Genomic DNA, 19,945 nt, shown 5'->3' on the forward strand with positions numbered 1-19,945 from the left:
CCCATGTCGAGATTCCCCGTGGTCAGCTGTCACGAGATCGCCCACCAGTTGGGATATGCGGCCGAGAACGAAGCTAATTTTATAGGGTATCTGGCTGCCCTGAACCAGCGGGATCCACGTCTTAGATATACGGCCCTGTCCTACGCCCTGGGCTATTGCCTGTCGCAACTCCGCGCCATGGATGAAGAATTGTTCCAGGAGGCCTACTCCGGGGTAAATCCCGGGATAAAAAAGGATTACGAGGAACTAAGTGCCTTCTGGAAGGCCTATGAGAACCCCCTGGAGCCCATTTTTAAAATGTCTTTCAACGCCTTTCTAAAGGCCAATAACCAGGCAGCTGGCATCAAAAGCTACAACCTGGTGGTGGCCCTATTGGTCGCCTACCACGAAAAGTTGCCCTTGTAGTTCCGATCTCCGCCGGATTCTTCCCGTATTTTTTGTTAAAAAAAATGTAACGCGGGATCATATCTTCACAGTTCGATTAATTTTAGCCGCTAACTAAAAATCCAGGCACTTATGAAAATGAAGTATTTTGTACTGGCCTTTGTCTGGCTCAGTACATGTACCCTGTTCTCCCAGGACTATTTCCCCAAAAATGACGGGGTGAAGGCGGAGAATAACAACTACACCGCCCTGACTCATGCACGAATTTACGTGAGTCCCACCCAGGTCATCGAAGATGGCACTCTGCTGATCCGCCATGGGAAAGTAGTTGCAGCGGGTACCCAAGTGAATATCCCCGCTAATACGGTGAGGATCGACCTGAAAGGCAAGTACATTTATCCCTCTTTCATCGATGTGTATTCCTCTTTCGGAGTGGAGCAGCCCAAGCGGCCCGCCGGACGCGGAAGATCCGCCCAGTACGATCCCTCCAGGGAAGGATTTTACTGGAATGACCACATTATGCCGGAGGCGGATGCGATCAATTCCTTTAAATATGACGATAAAAGTGCCAAGTCGCTGCGTGAGGCAGGTTTTGGGGTTGTCAATTCCCACATTCAGGATGGGATCGCTCGGGGTAGCGGGGTCCTCATCGCATTGAGAGCCGAAGGCAATGACGCTGAGCGTATCGTGGATGATAATTCTGCTCAGTACTTTTCCTTTGACCGCAGCGTCCTAAAGAACCAGTCTTATCCCTCTTCGCTCATGGGAGCCATGGCCCTGCTAAGGCAGATGTACAACGATGCCTCCTGGTACCAGAAAGGGATGGTAGCTACCAAAGACCGTTCCCTTGAGGCCCTGATCGAAAACAGGGGCATGATGCAGATCTTTGCGGCAGGAAATGCGGGTCATGTCCTCCGCGCGGACAAGATCGGGGATGCATTTGGCGTTCAATACGCCATCCTGGGAGGCGGAAACGAGTTTGAAATGATAGACGAGATCAAAGCCACCAATGCCAAATTGATCATCCCATTGAATTTTCCTGATGCCTATGACGTTTCGGATCCGTTCCAGGCAGACTATGTGGCCCTTAAGGATATGAGATACTGGAACCAGGCCCCTTCTAATCCAAAGGTACTGGCAGAAAACGGGGTTGCATTCAGCATTACCCTCCATGAACTGAAAAGTCCTTCTGAACTCAAAGAAAAGCTCGCAAAAGCGATCACCTATGGGCTTTCAGAAACAAAGGCTCTCGAGGCACTCACGACCGTACCGGCTTCCATTTTGGGTAAATCGAATCTCATCGGTACTCTTCAGCCCGGGCGGTATGCCAATTTCCTGATCACCTCAGGAAATGTGTTTGACAAGGAGACCACCCTGTATGAGAACTGGGTTCAGGGACAAAAGCACATCGTAAACCCTATGGATCAGAAGGATATCCGTGGGACCTATGACCTCAGGGTGAGTGGCGATACCTACGATCTCGCTATCAGTGGAGAACCCTCCAAACCCAAGGCCGAGATCAAACAGGATACGGTAAAAATAGATTCAAAATTCAAGTACGACGGCGACTGGGTCACCCTTACTCTCACCACACCCGATGAAGAGGTCTACAGGATGACGGCCAGGATCACGCCAGGTGAGGACAATTTAAGTGGTAGGGTTTTGTTGCCCAACGGCGGAGATTCTACCTTTTCGGCTGCGAAAAAAGAAGGTCCTGAAGAGAAATCCACAGAAAAGAAAGAAGATCCCGCCGAGCCTCCAGTGGTCATGCCTGTAAAATTCCCCAATGTGGGATACGGTTACGCAAAGCGGAAGAAGGCGGAAGATATTCTGTTCCGCAATGCTACCGTTTGGACAGGAGAAGCTGAGGGAATCCTGCAAAACACCGATGTACTGGTGAGGAACGGAAAGATCGCACGGATCGGGCAGAATCTGAATGAGGGCAGTGCCAAAGTCATCGATGCCACCGGAAAACACCTTACGGCAGGGATCATCGATGAACACAGTCATATAGCCGGACTCGCCATCAACGAATCAGGGCAGAATTCTTCGGCTGAAGTGAAGATGACCGATGTGGTAGACCCTACGGATATGGATCTCTACCGCAATCTGGCGGGGGGCGTGACCACGGTGCAGCTCCTCCACGGTTCTGCAAACCCCATCGGGGGAAGGTCTGCCATCCTGCGGCTTAAATGGGGAGAATCTGCGGATAAGCTCATCTTCGAGAACTCTCCTAAATTCATCAAATTTGCCCTGGGTGAGAATGTCAAGCAGAGTAACTGGAGCAGCAACTCGCGTTTTCCACAGACGCGGATGGGCGTGGAGCAGGTTTTTGTGAATTACTTTCAACGAGCCAAGGAATACGACGCCCTCAAAAAGAGCGGCAAACCCTATCGATACGACGAGGAGATGGAAGTGCTTGCCGAGATCCTCAACGGGGAACGCTTTATCAGCTGCCACTCCTATGTGCAGAGCGAGATCAACATGCTGATGAAGGTCGCAGAGAAATTCGGCTTTAGGGTAAACACCTTTACCCACATCCTGGAAGGATACAAGGTAGCCGATAAGATGGCCGAGCACGGTGTGGGTGGATCCACTTTCAGTGACTGGTGGGCTTATAAATTCGAAGTGAATGATGCCATCCCCTACAACGCAGCCATTATGGCAAGTGAGGGGGTTACCGTGGCGATCAACAGTGACGACGCGGAGATGTCCAGGCGACTCAACCAGGAAGCCGGAAAGACCATTAAATACGGTGGGATGTCAGAAGAAGAAGCCTGGAAGACCGTGACCCTTAACCCTGCCAAACTCCTGCATATCGATGACAGAGTAGGCAGCATTAAAGTGGGGAAGGAAGCAGACCTGGTGCTGTGGAATGCCCATCCCATGTCTGTTTATGCCAAGGCTGAAAAGACCCTAATACAGGGCGTCACTTATTTCGACCTGGAAGAGGACAAAGCCCTGAGGGAAGCGATCAAAAAGGAACGCAGCGAGCTCGTCAAAATGATGATAGACGAGAAGAACGGAGGCAGCAAGATGCAACGTCCCGTACAGCGCAAAAAGGAAAGATTCAATTGTGACACTTTATAACAGGACCACCATGAAAAAATTGACATATTTCGCGTTAGCCCTCCTGACAGGGTTTTATCAGAATGCTTCGGGGCAACAGACCCCGGCACCGGCACAGTCCGAGGTTATTTCGGTAACAGGGGCCACTGCCCATATCGGTGACGGTACGGTCATAGAGAACTGCACCCTCGTCTTTGAGAACGGAAAAATCACGGCCCTGGGCGCAGGAGTGAGTCCGCAGGGCAGAGTGATCAATGCTGCCGGAAAACATATGTATCCGGGTTTCATCGCCCCTGGAAAGTCCCTGGGTCTCATTGAGATCAATGCCGTCAGGGCCAGTGACGACCAGGACGAGATCGGCAGCCTTATCCCCCACGTGAGAAGCCTGATTGCCTACAACGCAGAATCCAAGGTAGTGGAGAGTATGAGGCCCAACGGCGTCCTTTTAGGTCAGATCACCCCCCGGGGTGGCAGGATTTCAGGGACTTCATCCATTGTCCAATTCGATGCCTGGAACTGGGAAGACGCGGCCGTAAAGGTGGATGACGGCATCCACCTCAACTGGCCGAACACCTTCAGGCGTGGTCGATGGTGGCTTGGTGAGGATCGCGGGTACCAGCCCAATAAGGAATATCAGGAACAGGTAGAGGAAGTCCTCTCCTTCCTGAAGAATGCAAAGGTTTATGGAAACGGCCAGGGATCCCCTGTGAATCCTGCCTTTGAAGCCTCTCAAGGCCTGTTCAACGGTTCAAAACGCCTCTATGTGTATGCCCAGGATGAAAAACAGATTGTGGACGCCATCACTTCCCTGAAGGAAGCGGGAATAGACAAGTTGGTCCTGGTAGGGGGGTATCACGCTTACAGGGTGACCGACCTCCTAAAGAAGAACAAGATCCCGGTTTTGGTGAACTTCACTCACAGCCTGCCGGAATTTGACGACGATGATTATGACTTTACCTATAAACTTCCTAAAATGCTGGTAGATGCCGGTCTGCTGGTGGCTTTGCAAAATGCAGAGGCTTCCAACTTCCAGACGCGAAACCTGCCCTTTTATGCCGGGCAGGTGGTAGGACAGGGACTGGACAAGGAAGTGGCCTTGCAGCTGATCAGCGGTAATACTGCCAGGATCCTGGGGATAGATGACACGTACGGTACCCTTGCCCAGGGTAAAAGCGCCACCTTCTTCCTATCCGAAGGGGATGCCCTTGACATGAGAGGTAACCAACTCACCCATGCCTTTATAGACGGGCGTGAGATCTCTCTGGAAACGCATCAGACAGAGCTCTGGAAGCGGTATATGGGTAAGTATAATGCCGACTAGTATTAAAAAAGGGGCCTCTCAGGCCCCTTTTTAATTTTCAGGTTTTACAGGCTTCCTGACCACAGCCTCGTCAGGCATGGCAAACACCGAGGGATCTGCCGGAGTCTCACTCAGGGCAACCTGTTGAAAATCTACGGTGTTTCTCGAATTAGTAGGCCTTCCGTCCTCCACCTCGTACCAGGTCATTGAACCGGGTAAACGGAGTTGGTCTACGGAAATCCAGTCGTCATACCGAATAAAATGGACGTCATCAGAAGGTTTCCCTGTCCGGTAGGTAACGGTATAGCCCAACCATGCCATAAGATGAGTATCCGGGTCGTAGTACAGGAAATACTCGTCTTCAGGAGAGGTACCGATCTCATCCTCGTATCGGATCCCTATTCCGGGATAGGTCTTTCCGTCAAAAGTCAAAGGTTCGGTCTCAAAATACTCTATTCCCGGATCGGCCAGTACAAAGGGCATGGCGTAAAAATAGAACATGAGGTTGTGGTAGAAGACGGGATCACCTTTATAGACGCCTTCAGGATCGAGGAGCCACACCTCTTTCCCGTCATAACCCATCTGGTAGGCATCGGTTTCAACAAGATCCTTCCTGGAATACAGATCTATGAGGTGCCTTTCGATTCCCGAATTTTTAGGGATCTCGTAGGTGAGGTACCTCTGCTCTTTCCAAAGGTCGAGTCCACCGTGCGACTGGAATACCTGATGTAATTCCTTCGGGTAGCGTGCTGTTTCGACTTCGATATCATCGGAGGTATTCTTTAAAGTTTCATCTTTTGGAGCCTCCTTGCAGTTGAGAAGAAAGAAGGCAAAAATCCAGAATATTGACTTGTGCATGGTAAAACGATTTTTTGATTTGTCGGGGAAGCGTTCTTAAATTTACAGTTTCCTGTACTTTTATCCCTATGCAGAGTCCCAAAAAAATCAGCAGTCTTCAAAATCCACTGGTACGCCAGGTCATTCAGCTCAAACACAAGAACAGGGAAAGGGGCAAGACCGGGCTTTTTGTGCTGGAAGGACAGCGGGAACTGGCCATGGCCCTCAAAGGTGGTTTCGGCATCCAGACTGTCTTGATCTACCCGGAATTCTTTCCCCTCCAGGAAGCGGAAAAACTCTTTAAAGGCCTGGAGCAAAATATCGATCTCATTGAACTCACCAAAGAGGTTTACCAAAAACTGGCTTACAGGGAAAAGACCGAGGGTGTTCTTGCCATTGCCCGAACTAAGGACCACAGCCTGAATTCCCTGGAGCTGCCAGAAGATCCCCTCATTTTGATCGCGGAAGGCGTAGAGAAACCCGGTAACCTCGGTGCACTGCTGAGAACGGCCGATGCAGCCAACCTGGATGCCGTCATCATTGCCGATCCCAAAGGGGATCTCTACAACCCGAATACGATCCGGTCCAGTGTGGGTTGCCTGTTTACCGTCCCTGTAGCCGCAGCTTCCTCCCAGGAGGTGATCGCCTTCCTCAGGCAAGGCGGTATAAAGATTTATGCCGCTACCCTGACCCATGCCGTACCCTACACAAGCGTGGATTACACCGGAGGCTGCGCCATTGCCGTAGGGACGGAGTCTACCGGATTGACCGAAGCCTGGACAGCGCAGGCAGATGCACGGGTGGTCATTCCCATGGAAGGGGAGATAGACTCCATGAACGTCTCCGTCTCGGCAGCAATCCTTATCTTTGAGGCCAAAAGACAGCGTCTCTCCTCTGCCGATTAAATCCCTTTCAGGCCCAAATATGAACAGTACTTTCCTTTTTTACCTGATCATTGCCATCCTGGTTGTCGAGTTTCTTGTACAAACCCTGATGGATTACCTCAATGCCAGGCGATTCGGAAATCCCGTTCCTGAAGAATTGTCGGATGTGTATGACCCTGATGAGTACGCCAGGTCCCAGGCCTATAAAAAAGCCAATTATTCTTTCGGACTGGTCTCTTCCACTTTTTCTATCATCCTGATCCTGGCCTTCCTGAGCCTGGGAGGATTTCAGTGGATCGACCAACTGGTCCGGCAGATTACAGATAATCCCATCGGTATGGCCCTGCTATTTTTCGGTATCATCATGCTGGGGAGCGACCTGCTGATGACCCCTTTTGCGTATTACAGGACCTTCGTGATCGAAGAACGGTTTGGTTTTAACAAAAGTAACCCCAAACTATTCATAGCAGATAAGTTGAAAGGATGGCTCTTGCTCGGTGTCCTCGGTGGTGGCATCCTGTCTCTGATCATTCTGTTCTTCCAGTGGACCGGCAGCTCCTTCTGGTTGTATGCCTGGGGGCTGATCACCGTATTCTCTGTCTTTATAAACCTGTTCTACAGCAAACTCATTGTCCCCCTTTTTAACAAACAGGAACCCCTGGAGGAAGGCAGCCTGAAACAAAAGATACAGGACTATGCGGGGAAGGTGGGCTTTGAACTGGAGAAGATCTTTGTCATAGACGGTTCTAAGAGGTCTACCAAGGCCAATGCCTACTTTTCCGGATTTGGCAGACAAAAACGTGTCACCCTTTACGATACTCTGATCCAGGATCTGGAGGAAGACGAGATCGTCGCCGTCCTGGCCCACGAGGTAGGACATTACAAAAGACGCCATATCATCTCTAACCTGCTGGTTTCTTCGGCCCTGACAGGATTTACCCTTTTTCTCCTCTCCCTCTTCATCAACCATCCGGAGGTGTCCATGGCTATAGGTGTTGAACAACCCAGTTTTCACGCTGCCCTGATCGGTTTCGGTCTCCTTTACAGCCCTGTTTCCCAGCTTACCGGCCTGGCCATGAACTACATGTCGAGGCAGTTTGAGTATCAGGCCGACCAATATGCCAGCGCGACCTATGGAGGCAGACCCCTGATAAGTTCCCTCAAAAAACTTTCGAGGAACAGCCTGAGCAACCTCACCCCCCATCCGGCTTACGTGTTCATGCACTACTCCCACCCGCCTCTTATCGCCCGTGTCCTCAGGCTGCAGGCATGATTTTTGTTGATTACTCCAAAAGATTGTGTAATTTTAAGATATGAGGAGTGAAACGGTAGTAGACAGGGAAAATCGGGAAATTGCCAAGCAGTACAAGGAATTGCTGCGGATCAGTTACCAGACCCTTTCGCCCCAGGATAAAAAACTGATCCGTTCTGCATTCGACGTGGCCGTGGATGCCCATAAGAATCAGCGCCGGAAGTCGGGGGAGGCCTATATTTTCCATCCTATAGCCGTAGCCAAGATCGTCGCCTCTGAAATTGGCCTCGACGCCGTGTCCATTGCCTCTGCCCTGCTCCACGATGTAGTGGAGGATACGGAATACACCCTGGACGATATCGAACGCCTCTTCGGTGAGACAGTGGCCAGGATCGTGGACGGGCTTACCAAGATCGCCCATCTCAAAAAAGACACCAACATCTCCCAGCAGGCGGAGAATTTTCGAAAGATGCTGCTGACCCTGCACGACGATGTGCGGGTGATTATCATCAAAATAGCCGACCGGTACCACAACATGCTCACCATGGATTCCATGCCGGAGGACAAGCAGGTGAAACTCGCCTCGGAGACCCTGTATATCTACGCCCCTCTGGCACACAGGATTGGGTTGTACAATATCAAGACGGAACTGGAAGACCTCAGCCTGAAATACACAGAACCCGAAGTATACCAGGATATACAGAACAAGATAGAGGAGACCAAGGAGGAGCAGCAACAGTACATAAACGACTTTTCCAATATTATCAAGGCATCCCTGGACAAGGAGAAACTCAAATACACCATCAAAGGCCGGATGAAATCCATCTTTTCCATCCGCCGGAAGATGAACACCCAGAACGTATCCTACGACGAGATATACGATAAGTTTGCGATCCGTATCATCTATAAATCGGACCGGAAGAATGAGAAATTCCTGGCCTGGAAGATATATTCCATCGTCACAGACCATTTTACGCCCAATCCAACAAGACTGAGGGATTGGATCTCCTCCCCCAAATCGACCGGGTATGAAGCCCTGCACATTACCGTAATGGGACCTCAGGGGAAATGGGTAGAAGTGCAGATCCGCAGTGAACGCATGCACGAAATAGCCGAAAAGGGTTATGCCGCGCATTTTAAATATAAACACGGAGACCAGAAGGAACAAGGCATAGAGGAATGGCTGAACCGGCTGCAGGAAGCTTTGGAGAATTCTAATGGCAGTGCTGTCGACTTCGTGGAAGAATTCAAACTCAACCTGTATTCCAAGGAGATCTTTGTCTTTACCCCCAAGGGGGAGCTGATCTCCCTGCCCAAAGGGGCCACACCTATCGACTTTGCCTTTAACATACACACTGAGGTTGGCATGCGGACACGCGGGTCACGTGTCAACGGAAAGCTTGTCCCCCTGAGTACTTCTCTGAAAAGCGGGGACCAGGTAGAGATCATCACTTCGGACAGTGCGAAACCCAACCAGAACTGGCTGGACTATGCCACCACGGCCCGGGCGCGGTCTAAGATCAAAGCATCCCTGAGGGATGAGAAGAAAGCTGTGGCAGAGGAAGGAAAGGAGATCCTGAGAAGAAAATTGAAATCCCAGAAGGTCACCCTGAACGAGGATTCTGTCAATAAAATGGTGGTCTTTTTCAAGCTCCAAACCAGTTTGGACCTCTTCTACAGGGTGGGGATAGGTTCCATCGACAACCAGATGATCAAGGATTTTGCCTCGTCCTACAACAACGCTTTTATCAGTTTCTTTAAGAACCGTATCCGGAAAAAACCGGTTCCGGAGGATGTGGACAAGGACGAAATCACTTCCAAATACGACATGCTCGTCTTTGGAAAGGAAGAAGAAAAACTGGAGTACAAGCTGTCACAATGCTGCAACCCCATCCCCGGGGATGAGGTATTCGGGTTTATCAGTGTGAATGACGGCATCAAGGTGCACAAGAAGAACTGCCCGAATGCCATCCAGCTGCAATCCAATTACGCCTACAGGATCATCAGCGCGAAGTGGATCGATTCTACCCAGGAAGAGTTTACGGCTGAGATCAAGCTGACCGGCCTGGACAACCTGGGACTGATCAATGAGATTACCGAGATCATCTCGGATCACATGCATGTGAATATGAAGAATTTGAATTTTGACACCGATGGCGGAACATTTTCCGGAAAGATCACGGTGGTGGTCAAGAACAAGGGCATCCTGAAAAAACTGATCGATAATCTGAAAGCTGTTAAGGGGATCGATAAGGTGACCAGAACCTGACCGGAAGAGGGGTGTTTTGGGCCCGGAAATGGGCCTCTTTTTAATTTTTTTAGCTTTACCTTTGCAAAGGAATACAGCCTAACCGAGACTATGGGAAATAAGGATCAGGAAATCGTAAAAAATGTATTCACGGCCTTCCTCGAAGAAAAAAACCACAGGAAGACCCCGGAGCGATATGCCATTCTCCAGGAGATCTACGATACGGACAACCATTTTGATATCGAATCCCTCTATATCAAGATGAAGAACAAGAACTATCGGGTAAGCCGGGCCACTCTTTACAACACCATTGAGCTGTTGCTGGAATGCAAACTGGTTCGCAAGCACCAGTTCGGGAAGAACCAGGCCCAGTATGAAAAATCCTATTTCGACAGGCAACATGACCACGTCATCCTCACCGATACAGGAGAGGTAGTGGAATTCTGCGACCCGCGTATACAGTCGATCAAAAAAACCATAGAGGAGGTATTCGATATCAAGATTAACAATCATTCGCTTTACTTTTACGGCACCAGGAACCAGCCCGAAGAGGCGAAATAATAAGACAACACTACATGGCGGTAGATTTGCTACTCGGTCTTCAATGGGGAGACGAAGGAAAAGGGAAGATCGTAGACGTCCTGACAAAAAATTACGATATCATAGCCAGATTCCAGGGAGGGCCCAATGCGGGTCACACCCTTGAATTCGACGGACACAAACACGTGCTGCACACCATCCCGTCGGGCATTTTCCACGATGAGGCCGTGAACGTAGTGGGTAATGGGGTTGTCATAGACCCGGTGATATTCCGAAAGGAACTGGCCGCCCTGGATAAATTTGACATCGACATCAAGTCGCGCCTCCTCATCTCCCGTAAAGCCCATCTCATCCTTCCTACGCACAGGTTGCTGGATGCAGCTTCGGAAACTGCCAAAGGCAAGGCCAAAATAGGTTCTACCTTGAAAGGCATTGGCCCCACCTATATGGACAAGACCGGAAGGAACGGTCTGAGGGTGGGCGACCTGGAACTGAGCAAATGGAAGGAAAGATACCGGGCACTTGCAGACAAGCACGAAGCCATGATCCACTTCTACGATGTGGACATACAATACAATCTGCAGGAACTGGAGGCCGAATTCTTTTCGGCCGTGGAAGTCCTGAAGAAACTCACCTTTATCGACAGCGAGGAATACATTTTCCAGGCCCAGAAAGCCGGAAAATCCATCCTGGCCGAGGGCGCACAGGGCTCTCTTCTCGACATCGATTTTGGCACCTACCCTTACGTGACCTCCTCCAACACCACAGCTGCAGGGGCTTGCACCGGGCTGGGGATCGCGCCGAACAGGATCAACAAGGTCTTCGGCATTTTCAAGGCCTATACCACCCGGGTGGGCAGCGGGCCTTTTCCCACCGAACTCTTTGACGAGGACGGCAAGACCATGGGAAGGGTGGGCAATGAATTCGGTGCCACTACCGGGAGGCCCCGGCGTTGTGGCTGGCTGGACCTCGTAGCCCTGAAATACGCCGTACAAATCAACGGGGTTACCCACCTGATGATGATGAAGTCTGACGTGCTCAGCGGATTTGAAACCATCAAGGTCTGTACGGCATACCACTACCAGGGAAAAAAGATCAACCACCTGCCCTTCAATATTGAGGCATCGGAAGTGACCCCTGTCTATTCTGAATTCAAGGGCTGGAAACAGGACCTCACCAAAATGAACTCTGAGGACCAGCTTCCCAAAAATTTGATCACCTATATCGAGTTCCTCGAAGAATCCCTGGAAGTACCCATCCAGATCGTCTCCGTGGGCCCGGACAGGACGCAGACCATCCACAGGGAATTGGCCGTATCCTGATCGCACAGGTAAGGGGAAGTATTAAAACTGTACTAAAGAGAATCCGGCTGCTTCAAAAAATCCTATTTTTGGCCAAAAGAAAACGTTTGAAAGGAATACTCTGCATATTCTTCCTTTGCATCCCCCTCCACTGGACCCTTGCCCAGGAGCCAAAGCCTCAGCAACGACAGATCAACATTGTATACGGGGCCAACTTCACCAAGGACGAAGCCAGGTATCCCGGGGCATCCATTTTCAGTAAGGACGAACGGCAGGTGCAGTTCGAGCACCAGGGTGCCGATCTCTGGTGTGATATCGCTATCTTCTACCAGAAGGAGAATAAACTAAGGGCTATTGGAAATATCAGGCTCGTTCAGGGCGATTCCATCCTGATGACCAGCGGCAAGATCGATTACAACGGCAATGAGAAACTGGCCAAGGCCTGGGAAAAAGTGATGCTGAAAAACGCCGACATGACCCTGAGGACAGATACCCTGTTCTTTGACAGGGAGAACCAGGAAGCCTATTACCGGAGCCAGGGGACCATCGTAGATTCTGCCAACACCCTGACCAGCAGGATAGGCCGGTATTTTATAGAACCGAAGAAGTATCAATTTCTTCAGAACGTGAAGATCAAGAATCCGGAATACACCGTAGAATCGAGTCAGCTGGATTATTACACCCTTTCCAAAAACGCCTATATGTACGGTCCTTCCACCATCACGGGAGAGACCTACAAACTCTATTTCGAAAGGGGGTTCTACGATACGAAGGTAGAGACCGGTTACGGGATCAAGAATACGCGGATCAATTACAACAACCGCATCATCGAGGGGGACAGTGTGTATTTCAACAAGGCCCGGGAATTCGCCTCGGCCACCAACAATATCAAGGTCACGGATACGATCAACGACGGGGTAATCCGCGCCCATTACGCAGAGGTCTACAAGGCGAAGGATTCGGTTTTTGCGACCAAACGTGCGGTCTCCGTGAGTCTGGTGGAACAGGATTCCCTTTATATTCACGGGGATACCCTGATGATTACCGGCAAGCCCGAAAACCGTATCCTTCGCGCCTTCAGGAATACCAAATTCTATAAGACCGACCTTAGCGGGAAATGCGACTCCCTTCACTTTGAAGAAAAAACGGGTATCACGCGCTTGATCCGAAGGCCTGTGCTGTGGAACCTGGAGAACCAGATGACGGGAGACAGCATCCTGCTGATCTCGGACATGGAGACCGAAAAGCTCGATTCCCTTAAGGTGTTGAATAATGCCTTTGTGATCTCCCAGGATACCATTGGCAAGGTGGGCTTCAACCAGGCCAAGGGCAAGGATCTTTTTGGAAAATTCATAGAGAATGAACTCAAGATTGCCGACCTGGTCAAGAATACAGAGGTGATCTATTATATGTACAACGACGATCAGGAACTCATAGGGATCAATAAAACGATCTGTAGTTCCATCAGGCTCACCTTTGAGAACAGCGATATTGAGGACATCACCTTTTTCACCAACCCGGATGGGGATATCTTTCCCGAGGCCGACCTCCCCGAGAACAGTCGGAAACTGAAGGGATTCGTTTGGAGGGGAGATGAACGGATCCGGAGTAAAGAAGAGATCTTTGACGAAGACGACAACAACCTGATACTGCCAAAGATCCAAGGCCTGGACAATCCCATTGATAAGGACGCCGATCCGGAGATCTCCGAACTCGAGAAGAAAGCGAGGGATTACGTAAACTCCTCAGATCCGGCAGCCGTACCCGTTCCCGCATTGAAAGTTCCATCAGAGAAGGAGGAAAAGCCGGAACGCGTCACGGAGATCAGGGCAGAACCGGGAATTGTACCCGGATACTACCTCATCGTCAACGTTTTTGAAGACGAAGCGGACTTTTCCAGGTTTTCAAGGATGCTATCAGACAGGGGTATAGAACCCAGGACATTCTTCAGGGAAGGCAAGCAGTTTACTTATGTCTACCTGGAGCGGTATGATACGCTTTCAGAGGCCGTCACGGCCAGGGATTCCAAATATTATGGAAGATATACGGATGAGATCTGGATTTTAAGGGTAGTTGGGAATTGATCAGCCATGAAAAAGGATTTCTTTCAATACCAGGCCCAGACCACTCCCCACCCGCTCTCCCTTGAGATCTCCCGGGCAGAGGGCAGTTATATCTATGATACCGATGGAAATGCCCATCTCGATTTTGTGGCCGGCGTATCAGCCTGTAGCCTTGGACACTGCCATCCGGCCGTGGTAAAGGCGGTGGAAGAACAGGCCCGGACCTACATGCACGTGATGGTGTATGGAGAATACATACAGGCACCGGCCGTGGAATACAGCAGGGAACTGGCCTCACGTCTGCCCTCCCCTTTGGAGACCACCTACCTTGTCAATTCGGGAACGGAGGCTATTGAAGGGGCCCTGAAGCTCGCCAGGCGAGTTACGGGGAGGAGCGGAATCATCGCTGCCAGGAATGCCTACCACGGGAATACGATGGGGAGTCTTAGCCTGATGGATTACGAAGAGCGCAAAGCCCCATTCAGACCCTTATTGCCGGATATCAGGCATATTGAATTCAACAGGAAGGAAGATCTGGACCGAATCACTTCGGGCACAGCCGCCGTAATCCTGGAGACCATACAGGGAGGAGCGGGGTTCATACAACCGGAAAACGGTTACTTAAAAGCTGTCAGGGACCGGTGCGAAGCTGTCGGCGCGCTCCTTATACTGGATGAGATACAGCCCGGATTTGGGAGAACAGGCGCATTGTTTGCGTTTGAACACTACGGAATTGTACCTGATATTCTTGTCATGGGCAAGGGAATGGCCTCGGGGCTTCCTATAGGAGCCTTTACGGCCTCGAGGGAAATGATGGCCACCCTCAGTGACAAACCCATGCTCGGCCATATCACCACTTTTGGAGGCAATCCCGTGATCGCGGCCGCTGCGCTGGCAACACTCCGGGAGCTGACCTCCTCCCACCTCATCCCGGATACCCTTGAGAAAGAGGCGCAATTCAGGAAGCGCCTGGAACACCCTATGATTGAGGAGATCAGGGGAAGAGGCCTCATGTTGTGTCTGATGATGAAAAGTAGTCAAATCGCAAATGATTTAGTACTTTCGTGCGCCCGAAAAGGACTGGTCCTTTTTTGGTTGCTTTTCGAAAAGAACGCTGTCAGGATCACCCCTCCCCTGACGATTTCCGAGGCGGAGATCGATGAGGGATGTGCAATAATCCTCGAGGTTCTGGAAGGTATGACTGAATGAGTTGTTAACTAATTTGTTAATAATATAGGCCCCGCAGAGACATAAAAGTGGTTATAAAAACTATTTTTAAGTCCATAGTATAACCAAGCACGTTCCTATGGCGTTAGATCCTAACGAGAAACCGAACCAGCCCGTTACCAAATTTGAATCCATGCTCAAGACCGATGATGTCTATTTCTTCGATGCCGAAGACTTCGAGGACATCATCCATCACTACCTGAACAACGGTAAGATCTCCCTGGCCAAAAAGGCCATCGAGATCGGACTACAGCAGCACCCGGAGTCCATGGAACTCAAGTTGCTGGATGTGGAGGTCATGGTCTTTGAAAACAACCTCGAACTCGCCGAAAAGATCCTGGACAGGTTGCAGCTCCTCGATGGCACCAATGAAGAGATCTATATTCAGCGTGCCAATATCTATTCCAAAAAGGACAACCACGAAGCGGCAGTGGCCCTGTTGAAAAAGGCGCTTTCACTTACCGAGGAAAGTTTTGACATCTACGCCCTCCTGGGTATGGAATACCTCTTTATGGACGATTATGAACAGGCCAAGATTCATTTCATGAAATGTGTCGCCTTTGATGAGCACGATTATTCCTCCCTGTACAACGTCATCTATTGCTTTGAATTCCTGGAGGACTACGAAGGGGCTATCGCCTACCTCAACGACTACCTCGAACGCAATCCTTACTGCCAGGTAGCCTGGCACCAGCTCGGGAAACAGTACTTTAACCTCAAAATGTTCGAAGAAGCCCTGGCTGCCTTCGACTTTGCCATCATTTCGGATGACACCTTTCTGGGCGCCTACTTCGAAAAGGGAAAAGTCCTCGAAAAACTCGGCAGGTACAACGAGGCCATAGAAAATTACGAGACCACAATCTCCATAGATGATCCCACCTCCCATGCCTATCTGAGGATAGGGAAGTGTCATGAAAAACTCAACAACGACGACCTGGCAAAGTTCTATTTTTACCAGACCGTCCATGAAGATCCCTTGCTCGATAAGGGCTGGCTGGCCATCACCAATTTCTATTTCAAAAAACAGAAATACGATCGCGCCCTCTATTATATCAATAAGGCCATCAATATCGATGGGGAAAATGCGAAATACTGGAAGAAATGTGCCCGTATCCATGCAGCTCTGGAACATTATGACGAAGCTGATTTTGCCTTTAAACAGGCTGTGGACCTGGGCAATTACGAACTGGATACCTGGCTCAACTGGGCCGAGGTCGTGACCCAGAACCAGGAGGTTGAGGCAGCTATACAGATCCTGCTCCAGGGTCTTGAATTCTACCCCGAGGAGGCTGTGATCCTCTATAAAATGGCCGGACTCTACCTGATGGCCAACGATCCTGTAAAAGCCCAGTACAGGTTCAGGAAAGCGCTGAAAAAGAACATGGAAATGGTCGATATCTTCAAGGAAGAATTCCCCTCATTTTACGATTCTGTCTGGGCGAGGAACATTATAGAAAGCGTACAGAAGGCTTCGAAATAAAAGCAGTACTTTTGCTTTTTCCAAAATATGGGGAACCGTAATCTCATACAATATCTCGTGGTTACGCTCAAAGGCATGGCCATGGGCGCAGCAGACGTCGTTCCGGGGGTTTCAGGAGGCACCATCGCCTTCATTTCAGGGATCTATGAGGAACTGATCTTTTCCATCAACCAGATAGGAACAGCTGTCGTGAAAACCCTGCCCAGGGAAGGTATCCTGGCCGCCTGGAAACAGGTCAACGGAAAATTCCTCCTCGCCCTGTTCCTGGGAATAGCCCTTAGCGTGATCACCCTGGCCAGGTTTATCAGCTGGCTTTTGGAAAACGAGCCTGTTTTGCTCTGGTCCTTCTTTTTCGGACTGGTGGTTGCCAGCGTGATCTTCGTGGCCCGTGCAATCTCATCATGGCGGGCAGCGACCCTGCTGACCCTCGCACTGGGTGCCGCTTTGGCCTATTACATCACCCAGCTCCCACCGGTTGAAAACACGGGGAGCCTGCCGTACCTCTTTTTGTCCGGGGCACTGGCCATCTGCGCCATGATTCTGCCCGGAATTTCCGGCGCTTTCATCCTGGTGCTTCTGGGATCCTACAAGACAGTACTTGATGCGGTACACGAGAGAAACCTCCTCATCCTGGGCACCGTCTTTCTGGGAGCCCTGTTTGGGTTGCTGTCCTTTGCCCGACTCCTCAAATGGATGTTCCAGCACTACAAGGACCTCACCCTGGCACTGCTCACAGGTTTTATCATAGGGTCATTGAGCAAGATCTGGCCCTGGAAGGTAGTACTGGAAACTCGTGTCTTCGATGAAAAGATCATCCCTGTGGTGGAAGAGAACGTATCCCCTATGTCCTATCCGGGAGACCCTCAACTTCTCTGGGCAATTCTACTGGCTATCGCAGGTTTTTCACTTATTTTTATGCTCGAAAAACTCGCAGCAAGAAAATAAAACCTACTGGCATGCATCAACCCAGAACCTTTTCGGATAAGGTATTCCTTTTTATCAAGGGTCTGGCCATGGGTACCGCGAATAAGGTGCCCGGAGTTTCAGGGGGTATTGTGGCTTTTGTGGCCGGGTTTTATGAAGAATTCATCTACTCCCTTCAAAAGGTCAACCTCAAGGCTTTTAAACTCCTCTTTAACGGAAGGTTCAAAAGCTTTTACCGATATGTGAACGGCCCTTTTCTCTCCGTCCTGATCTTTGGGATGCTGGTGAGTTACTTCAGCGTTTCAAAACTTCTTGATTATTTTCTCGAGACCAAGGAGCTTTTTGTATGGGCCACTTTTTTCGGGATGATCATAGGGTCTATTTATTTTATCGCAAAGGATTTTGAGCACTGGAACCGCAAGACCATCACCTGGGGTGTGCTGGGGCTCATTGCGGGGATCTCCATCAGTTTCCTGAGTCCGGCCAGGGAAAATGACAATCTCCTGTTCATCTTCCTCTGCGGGATCATCAGCGTGTCTGGCATGACACTTCCGGGACTTTCGGGTTCCTTTATCCTGATCCTGTTGGGCAATTACGTACTTCTGCTGGTCGATTCCGTAAATGCACTCTATGACACCATAGCGGAGGTAGTTCAGGGGGATTTCAGTTTTACCTCCAACACAGAGCGCATCGATACACTGAAGATACTGGCCGTCTTCACCCTGGGTTCAGCGGCCGGCCTTGTGACCCTTTCCCACCTGCTCGGGTACGTGCTCAAGCATTTCAGGCATATTACGACGGCCACCATAATCGGCTTTATCACAGGCAGCCTGGGGGTGGTCTGGCCCTGGAAAAGGACTATCTTTGCCGAAGATTCCCTGGGACAGGTACTTTTCGACAGCAATGGCGACCCGGTCATCAGGAATTACGAGAGGTATCTCCCGGATATGTCGCTGACAGAATCCTGGTGGGCCATTGGGTATATTATATTGGGCATCCTGATCCTCATCGGTTTGGAATGGTATGGAAAAAGCAGGGAAAAAAAATAGGTTCGGCCTTTTGGGAAGGAATATCTCCTATTCCTTCTCCAGGGGGTATTTTACCCGCTTCTTCGAGGAACAAGGGCTTAAAGAGTACTCCTATGAAAATTTCGATCTGCCGGAAATTTCCGATCTCGAGACCCTTTTAAAGGAAGAACAGAATCTGGGCGGACTCAACGTGACCATCCCTTACAAGCAACAGATCATCCCTTACCTCCACCGGTTACATCCTGAGGCCAGGGAGATTGGTGCTGTCAACACCATTAAGTTTACCAGAACCGGGCTCGAAGGATACAACACCGATGCCCATGGGTTTCAAAAATCCCTGGAGCCCTTTCTTAGGAAGCGCGATCATGCACATGCCCTGATCCTCGGTTCCGGCGGGGCATCCCTGGCGATCGCCTACAGCCTGAAAAAACTGGGGATTCGTTACGTCACAGTCTCGCGCACACCCGACGTGGGTCAGTGGGGGTACGATGAACTCACCGAAGAGAGGTTGAAATCCCACACCCTGATCATCAATTGCACCCCCTTGGGGACCTTCCCCCGGGTAGAGGAAAAACCGGAAATCCCCTACGATTATATCACTACTGACCACCTGCTGTTCGACCTGGTATACAACCCGGAGAAAACGGCGTTCATGAAGGCAGGTGAACAAATGGGCGCAGCAATAAGCAACGGCCAGGCCATGCTGGAGTTCCAGGCACAGAGAGCATGGGAGATATGGCAGGAATCTTAGTCGGGTTGATTCTGATTTGACGGAAAAGGGCCTGTCCCCGGTGTAAAAGTAGATTGATTACCTTTGTTGTCTGTAGGGTTGTTAGTATCTTACAGAGGGAATTAGGTCCCAAACGCACTAATCCAGACGATCATGTTGGAAGAAAAAGACCAGGAACTGCACACTGATGTAGGGGAAGAGGAAAAACCGGAGGCTACTGAGGTCACATCGACCTCAGAGAAAACGTCCGGAGAATTAAAAAAGAGGAAACCTGCCGCCAAGTCGGCCACCAAACCCGCAAAAGAAAAGGCGGAGAAGAAAACTCCGGCTGAAACTGAAGAAAATACCCCTGAGGTTACAGCAGAACAGGAGGTTTCTGAGGTTGCAGAAGAAAAGGCGGAGGAGAAGCCTGCCCCGGAGAATAAGGAAGATGTACACGAAGAGATCGATGACTCCAATGCAGAGGATGCCGAGGACGAGGATAATCACCGCAGGCATCATATCCCAATGCAGGATTACCATGCCATGTCTATGGAAAACCTGGTCGGGGAGTTGCAGCGCCTGATCCGAACGGAAAAGGTACAGGCGATCAAGAACCATGTGGACGCCATCAAATCAGAATTCGACCTGAAATTCCAGGAATTCATTGAGGAAAAAAAAGAAGAGTTCGTGGCCCAC

At 50.3% G+C, this 19,945-nt stretch carries 15 protein-coding genes and 1 pseudogene; 15 read left to right on the plus strand and 1 reads right to left on the minus strand.

Translation table 11 applies throughout. The features are described from left to right. The 3 genes from ABYP73_RS03200 to ABYP73_RS03210 form a co-directional block, all read left to right on the plus strand. A partial coding sequence (locus tag ABYP73_RS03200) for a DUF3810 family protein (protein WP_372973425.1) occupies positions 1 to 405 on the plus strand: 405 nt, incomplete at its 5' end. Positions 406 to 516: 111 nt separating this feature from the next. Further along, entirely contained in the window at positions 517 to 3,474 is a 2,958-nt protein-coding gene (locus ABYP73_RS03205; RefSeq protein ID WP_372973426.1) for an amidohydrolase family protein, read from the plus strand. 10 nt (positions 3,475 to 3,484) lie between these two features. Beyond that, positions 3,485 to 4,774 (plus strand): amidohydrolase, encoded by a 1,290-nt coding sequence (locus tag ABYP73_RS03210; RefSeq protein ID WP_372973427.1) that lies wholly within the window; start codon positions 3,485 to 3,487, stop codon positions 4,772 to 4,774. Between the two features lie 30 nt (positions 4,775 to 4,804). Here the strand turns inward: ABYP73_RS03210 and ABYP73_RS03215 are convergent, their stop codons facing one another. Then, entirely contained in the window at positions 4,805 to 5,611 is an 807-nt protein-coding gene (locus tag ABYP73_RS03215; protein WP_372973428.1) for a DUF6503 family protein, read from the minus strand. A 68-nt stretch (positions 5,612 to 5,679) separates the two neighbouring features. Between ABYP73_RS03215 and ABYP73_RS03220 the strand changes: the two genes are divergently transcribed. The 12 genes and pseudogenes from ABYP73_RS03220 to ABYP73_RS03275 all read left to right on the plus strand — a co-directional run. After that, a complete protein-coding gene (locus tag ABYP73_RS03220; protein ID WP_372973429.1) occupies positions 5,680 to 6,495 on the plus strand; it encodes a TrmH family RNA methyltransferase in 816 nt (271 codons plus the stop codon). A 19-nt stretch (positions 6,496 to 6,514) separates the two neighbouring features. Continuing rightward, positions 6,515 to 7,747: a M48 family metallopeptidase gene (locus tag ABYP73_RS03225; protein ID WP_372973430.1), complete on the plus strand. Its 1,233-nt coding sequence runs from the start codon at positions 6,515 to 6,517 to the stop codon at positions 7,745 to 7,747. Positions 7,748 to 7,787: 40 nt separating this feature from the next. Next, positions 7,788 to 9,995 (plus strand): bifunctional (p)ppGpp synthetase/guanosine-3',5'-bis(diphosphate) 3'-pyrophosphohydrolase, encoded by a 2,208-nt coding sequence (locus ABYP73_RS03230; RefSeq protein ID WP_372973431.1) that lies wholly within the window; start codon positions 7,788 to 7,790, stop codon positions 9,993 to 9,995. 90 nt (positions 9,996 to 10,085) lie between these two features. After that, the gene (locus tag ABYP73_RS03235) at positions 10,086 to 10,535 is read left to right on the plus strand and encodes a Fur family transcriptional regulator (RefSeq protein WP_372944767.1); all 450 of its coding nucleotides are present in this window, start codon (positions 10,086 to 10,088) and stop codon (positions 10,533 to 10,535) included. 14 nt (positions 10,536 to 10,549) lie between these two features. Next, positions 10,550 to 11,836 (plus strand): adenylosuccinate synthase, encoded by a 1,287-nt coding sequence (locus ABYP73_RS03240; RefSeq protein ID WP_372944766.1) that lies wholly within the window; start codon positions 10,550 to 10,552, stop codon positions 11,834 to 11,836. A gap of 86 nt (positions 11,837 to 11,922) precedes the next feature. Then, positions 11,923 to 13,899, plus strand: coding sequence for an OstA-like protein (locus tag ABYP73_RS03245; RefSeq protein ID WP_372973432.1), 1,977 nt, complete (start codon positions 11,923 to 11,925; stop codon positions 13,897 to 13,899). Between the two features lie 6 nt (positions 13,900 to 13,905). After that, positions 13,906 to 15,087, plus strand: coding sequence for an aspartate aminotransferase family protein (locus tag ABYP73_RS03250; RefSeq protein ID WP_372944764.1), 1,182 nt, complete (start codon positions 13,906 to 13,908; stop codon positions 15,085 to 15,087). Between the two features lie 97 nt (positions 15,088 to 15,184). Further along, entirely contained in the window at positions 15,185 to 16,585 is a 1,401-nt protein-coding gene (locus ABYP73_RS03255) for a tetratricopeptide repeat protein (protein ID WP_372973433.1), read from the plus strand. A 27-nt stretch (positions 16,586 to 16,612) separates the two neighbouring features. After that, positions 16,613 to 17,530, plus strand: a complete 918-nt coding sequence (locus ABYP73_RS03260; RefSeq protein WP_372973434.1) for a DUF368 domain-containing protein — start codon at positions 16,613 to 16,615, stop codon at positions 17,528 to 17,530. A gap of 11 nt (positions 17,531 to 17,541) precedes the next feature. Further along, positions 17,542 to 18,558, plus strand: a complete 1,017-nt coding sequence (locus ABYP73_RS03265; RefSeq protein WP_372973435.1) for a DUF368 domain-containing protein — start codon at positions 17,542 to 17,544, stop codon at positions 18,556 to 18,558. Beyond that, positions 18,533 to 19,288 carry a shikimate dehydrogenase gene (locus ABYP73_RS03270; protein WP_372944760.1) on the plus strand — a complete coding sequence of 252 codons (756 nt, stop codon included), beginning with the start codon at positions 18,533 to 18,535 and terminating at the stop codon, positions 19,286 to 19,288. The genes ABYP73_RS03265 and ABYP73_RS03270 overlap by 26 nt, the downstream gene beginning before the upstream one ends. 132 nt (positions 19,289 to 19,420) lie before the next feature. Beyond that, positions 19,421 to 19,945, plus strand: a pseudogene (locus ABYP73_RS03275) (DUF349 domain-containing protein); the annotation flags it as partial.

The sequence above is a fragment of the Muriicola sp. genome (genome assembly GCF_041567615.1).
GTDB lineage: Bacteria > Bacteroidota > Bacteroidia > Flavobacteriales > Flavobacteriaceae > Muriicola.

Coding starts and splice junctions, on each gene's coding strand:
- ABYP73_RS03250 (WP_372944764.1), top strand. CDS start 13,906: ATGAAAAAGGATTTCTTTCAATACCAGGCCCAGACCACTCCCCACCCG.
- ABYP73_RS03220 (WP_372973429.1), top strand. CDS start 5,680: ATGCAGAGTCCCAAAAAAATCAGCAGTCTTCAAAATCCACTGGTACGC.
- ABYP73_RS03235 (WP_372944767.1), top strand. CDS start 10,086: ATGGGAAATAAGGATCAGGAAATCGTAAAAAATGTATTCACGGCCTTC.
- ABYP73_RS03230 (WP_372973431.1), top strand. CDS start 7,788: ATGAGGAGTGAAACGGTAGTAGACAGGGAAAATCGGGAAATTGCCAAG.
- ABYP73_RS03240 (WP_372944766.1), top strand. CDS start 10,550: ATGGCGGTAGATTTGCTACTCGGTCTTCAATGGGGAGACGAAGGAAAA.
- ABYP73_RS03270 (WP_372944760.1), top strand. CDS start 18,533: ATGGAAAAAGCAGGGAAAAAAAATAGGTTCGGCCTTTTGGGAAGGAAT.
- ABYP73_RS03255 (WP_372973433.1), top strand. CDS start 15,185: ATGGCGTTAGATCCTAACGAGAAACCGAACCAGCCCGTTACCAAATTT.
- ABYP73_RS03265 (WP_372973435.1), top strand. CDS start 17,542: ATGCATCAACCCAGAACCTTTTCGGATAAGGTATTCCTTTTTATCAAG.
- ABYP73_RS03260 (WP_372973434.1), top strand. CDS start 16,613: ATGGGGAACCGTAATCTCATACAATATCTCGTGGTTACGCTCAAAGGC.
- ABYP73_RS03225 (WP_372973430.1), top strand. CDS start 6,515: ATGAACAGTACTTTCCTTTTTTACCTGATCATTGCCATCCTGGTTGTC.
- ABYP73_RS03215 (WP_372973428.1), bottom strand. CDS start 5,611: ATGCACAAGTCAATATTCTGGATTTTTGCCTTCTTTCTTCTCAACTGC.
- ABYP73_RS03210 (WP_372973427.1), top strand. CDS start 3,485: ATGAAAAAATTGACATATTTCGCGTTAGCCCTCCTGACAGGGTTTTAT.
- ABYP73_RS03205 (WP_372973426.1), top strand. CDS start 517: ATGAAAATGAAGTATTTTGTACTGGCCTTTGTCTGGCTCAGTACATGT.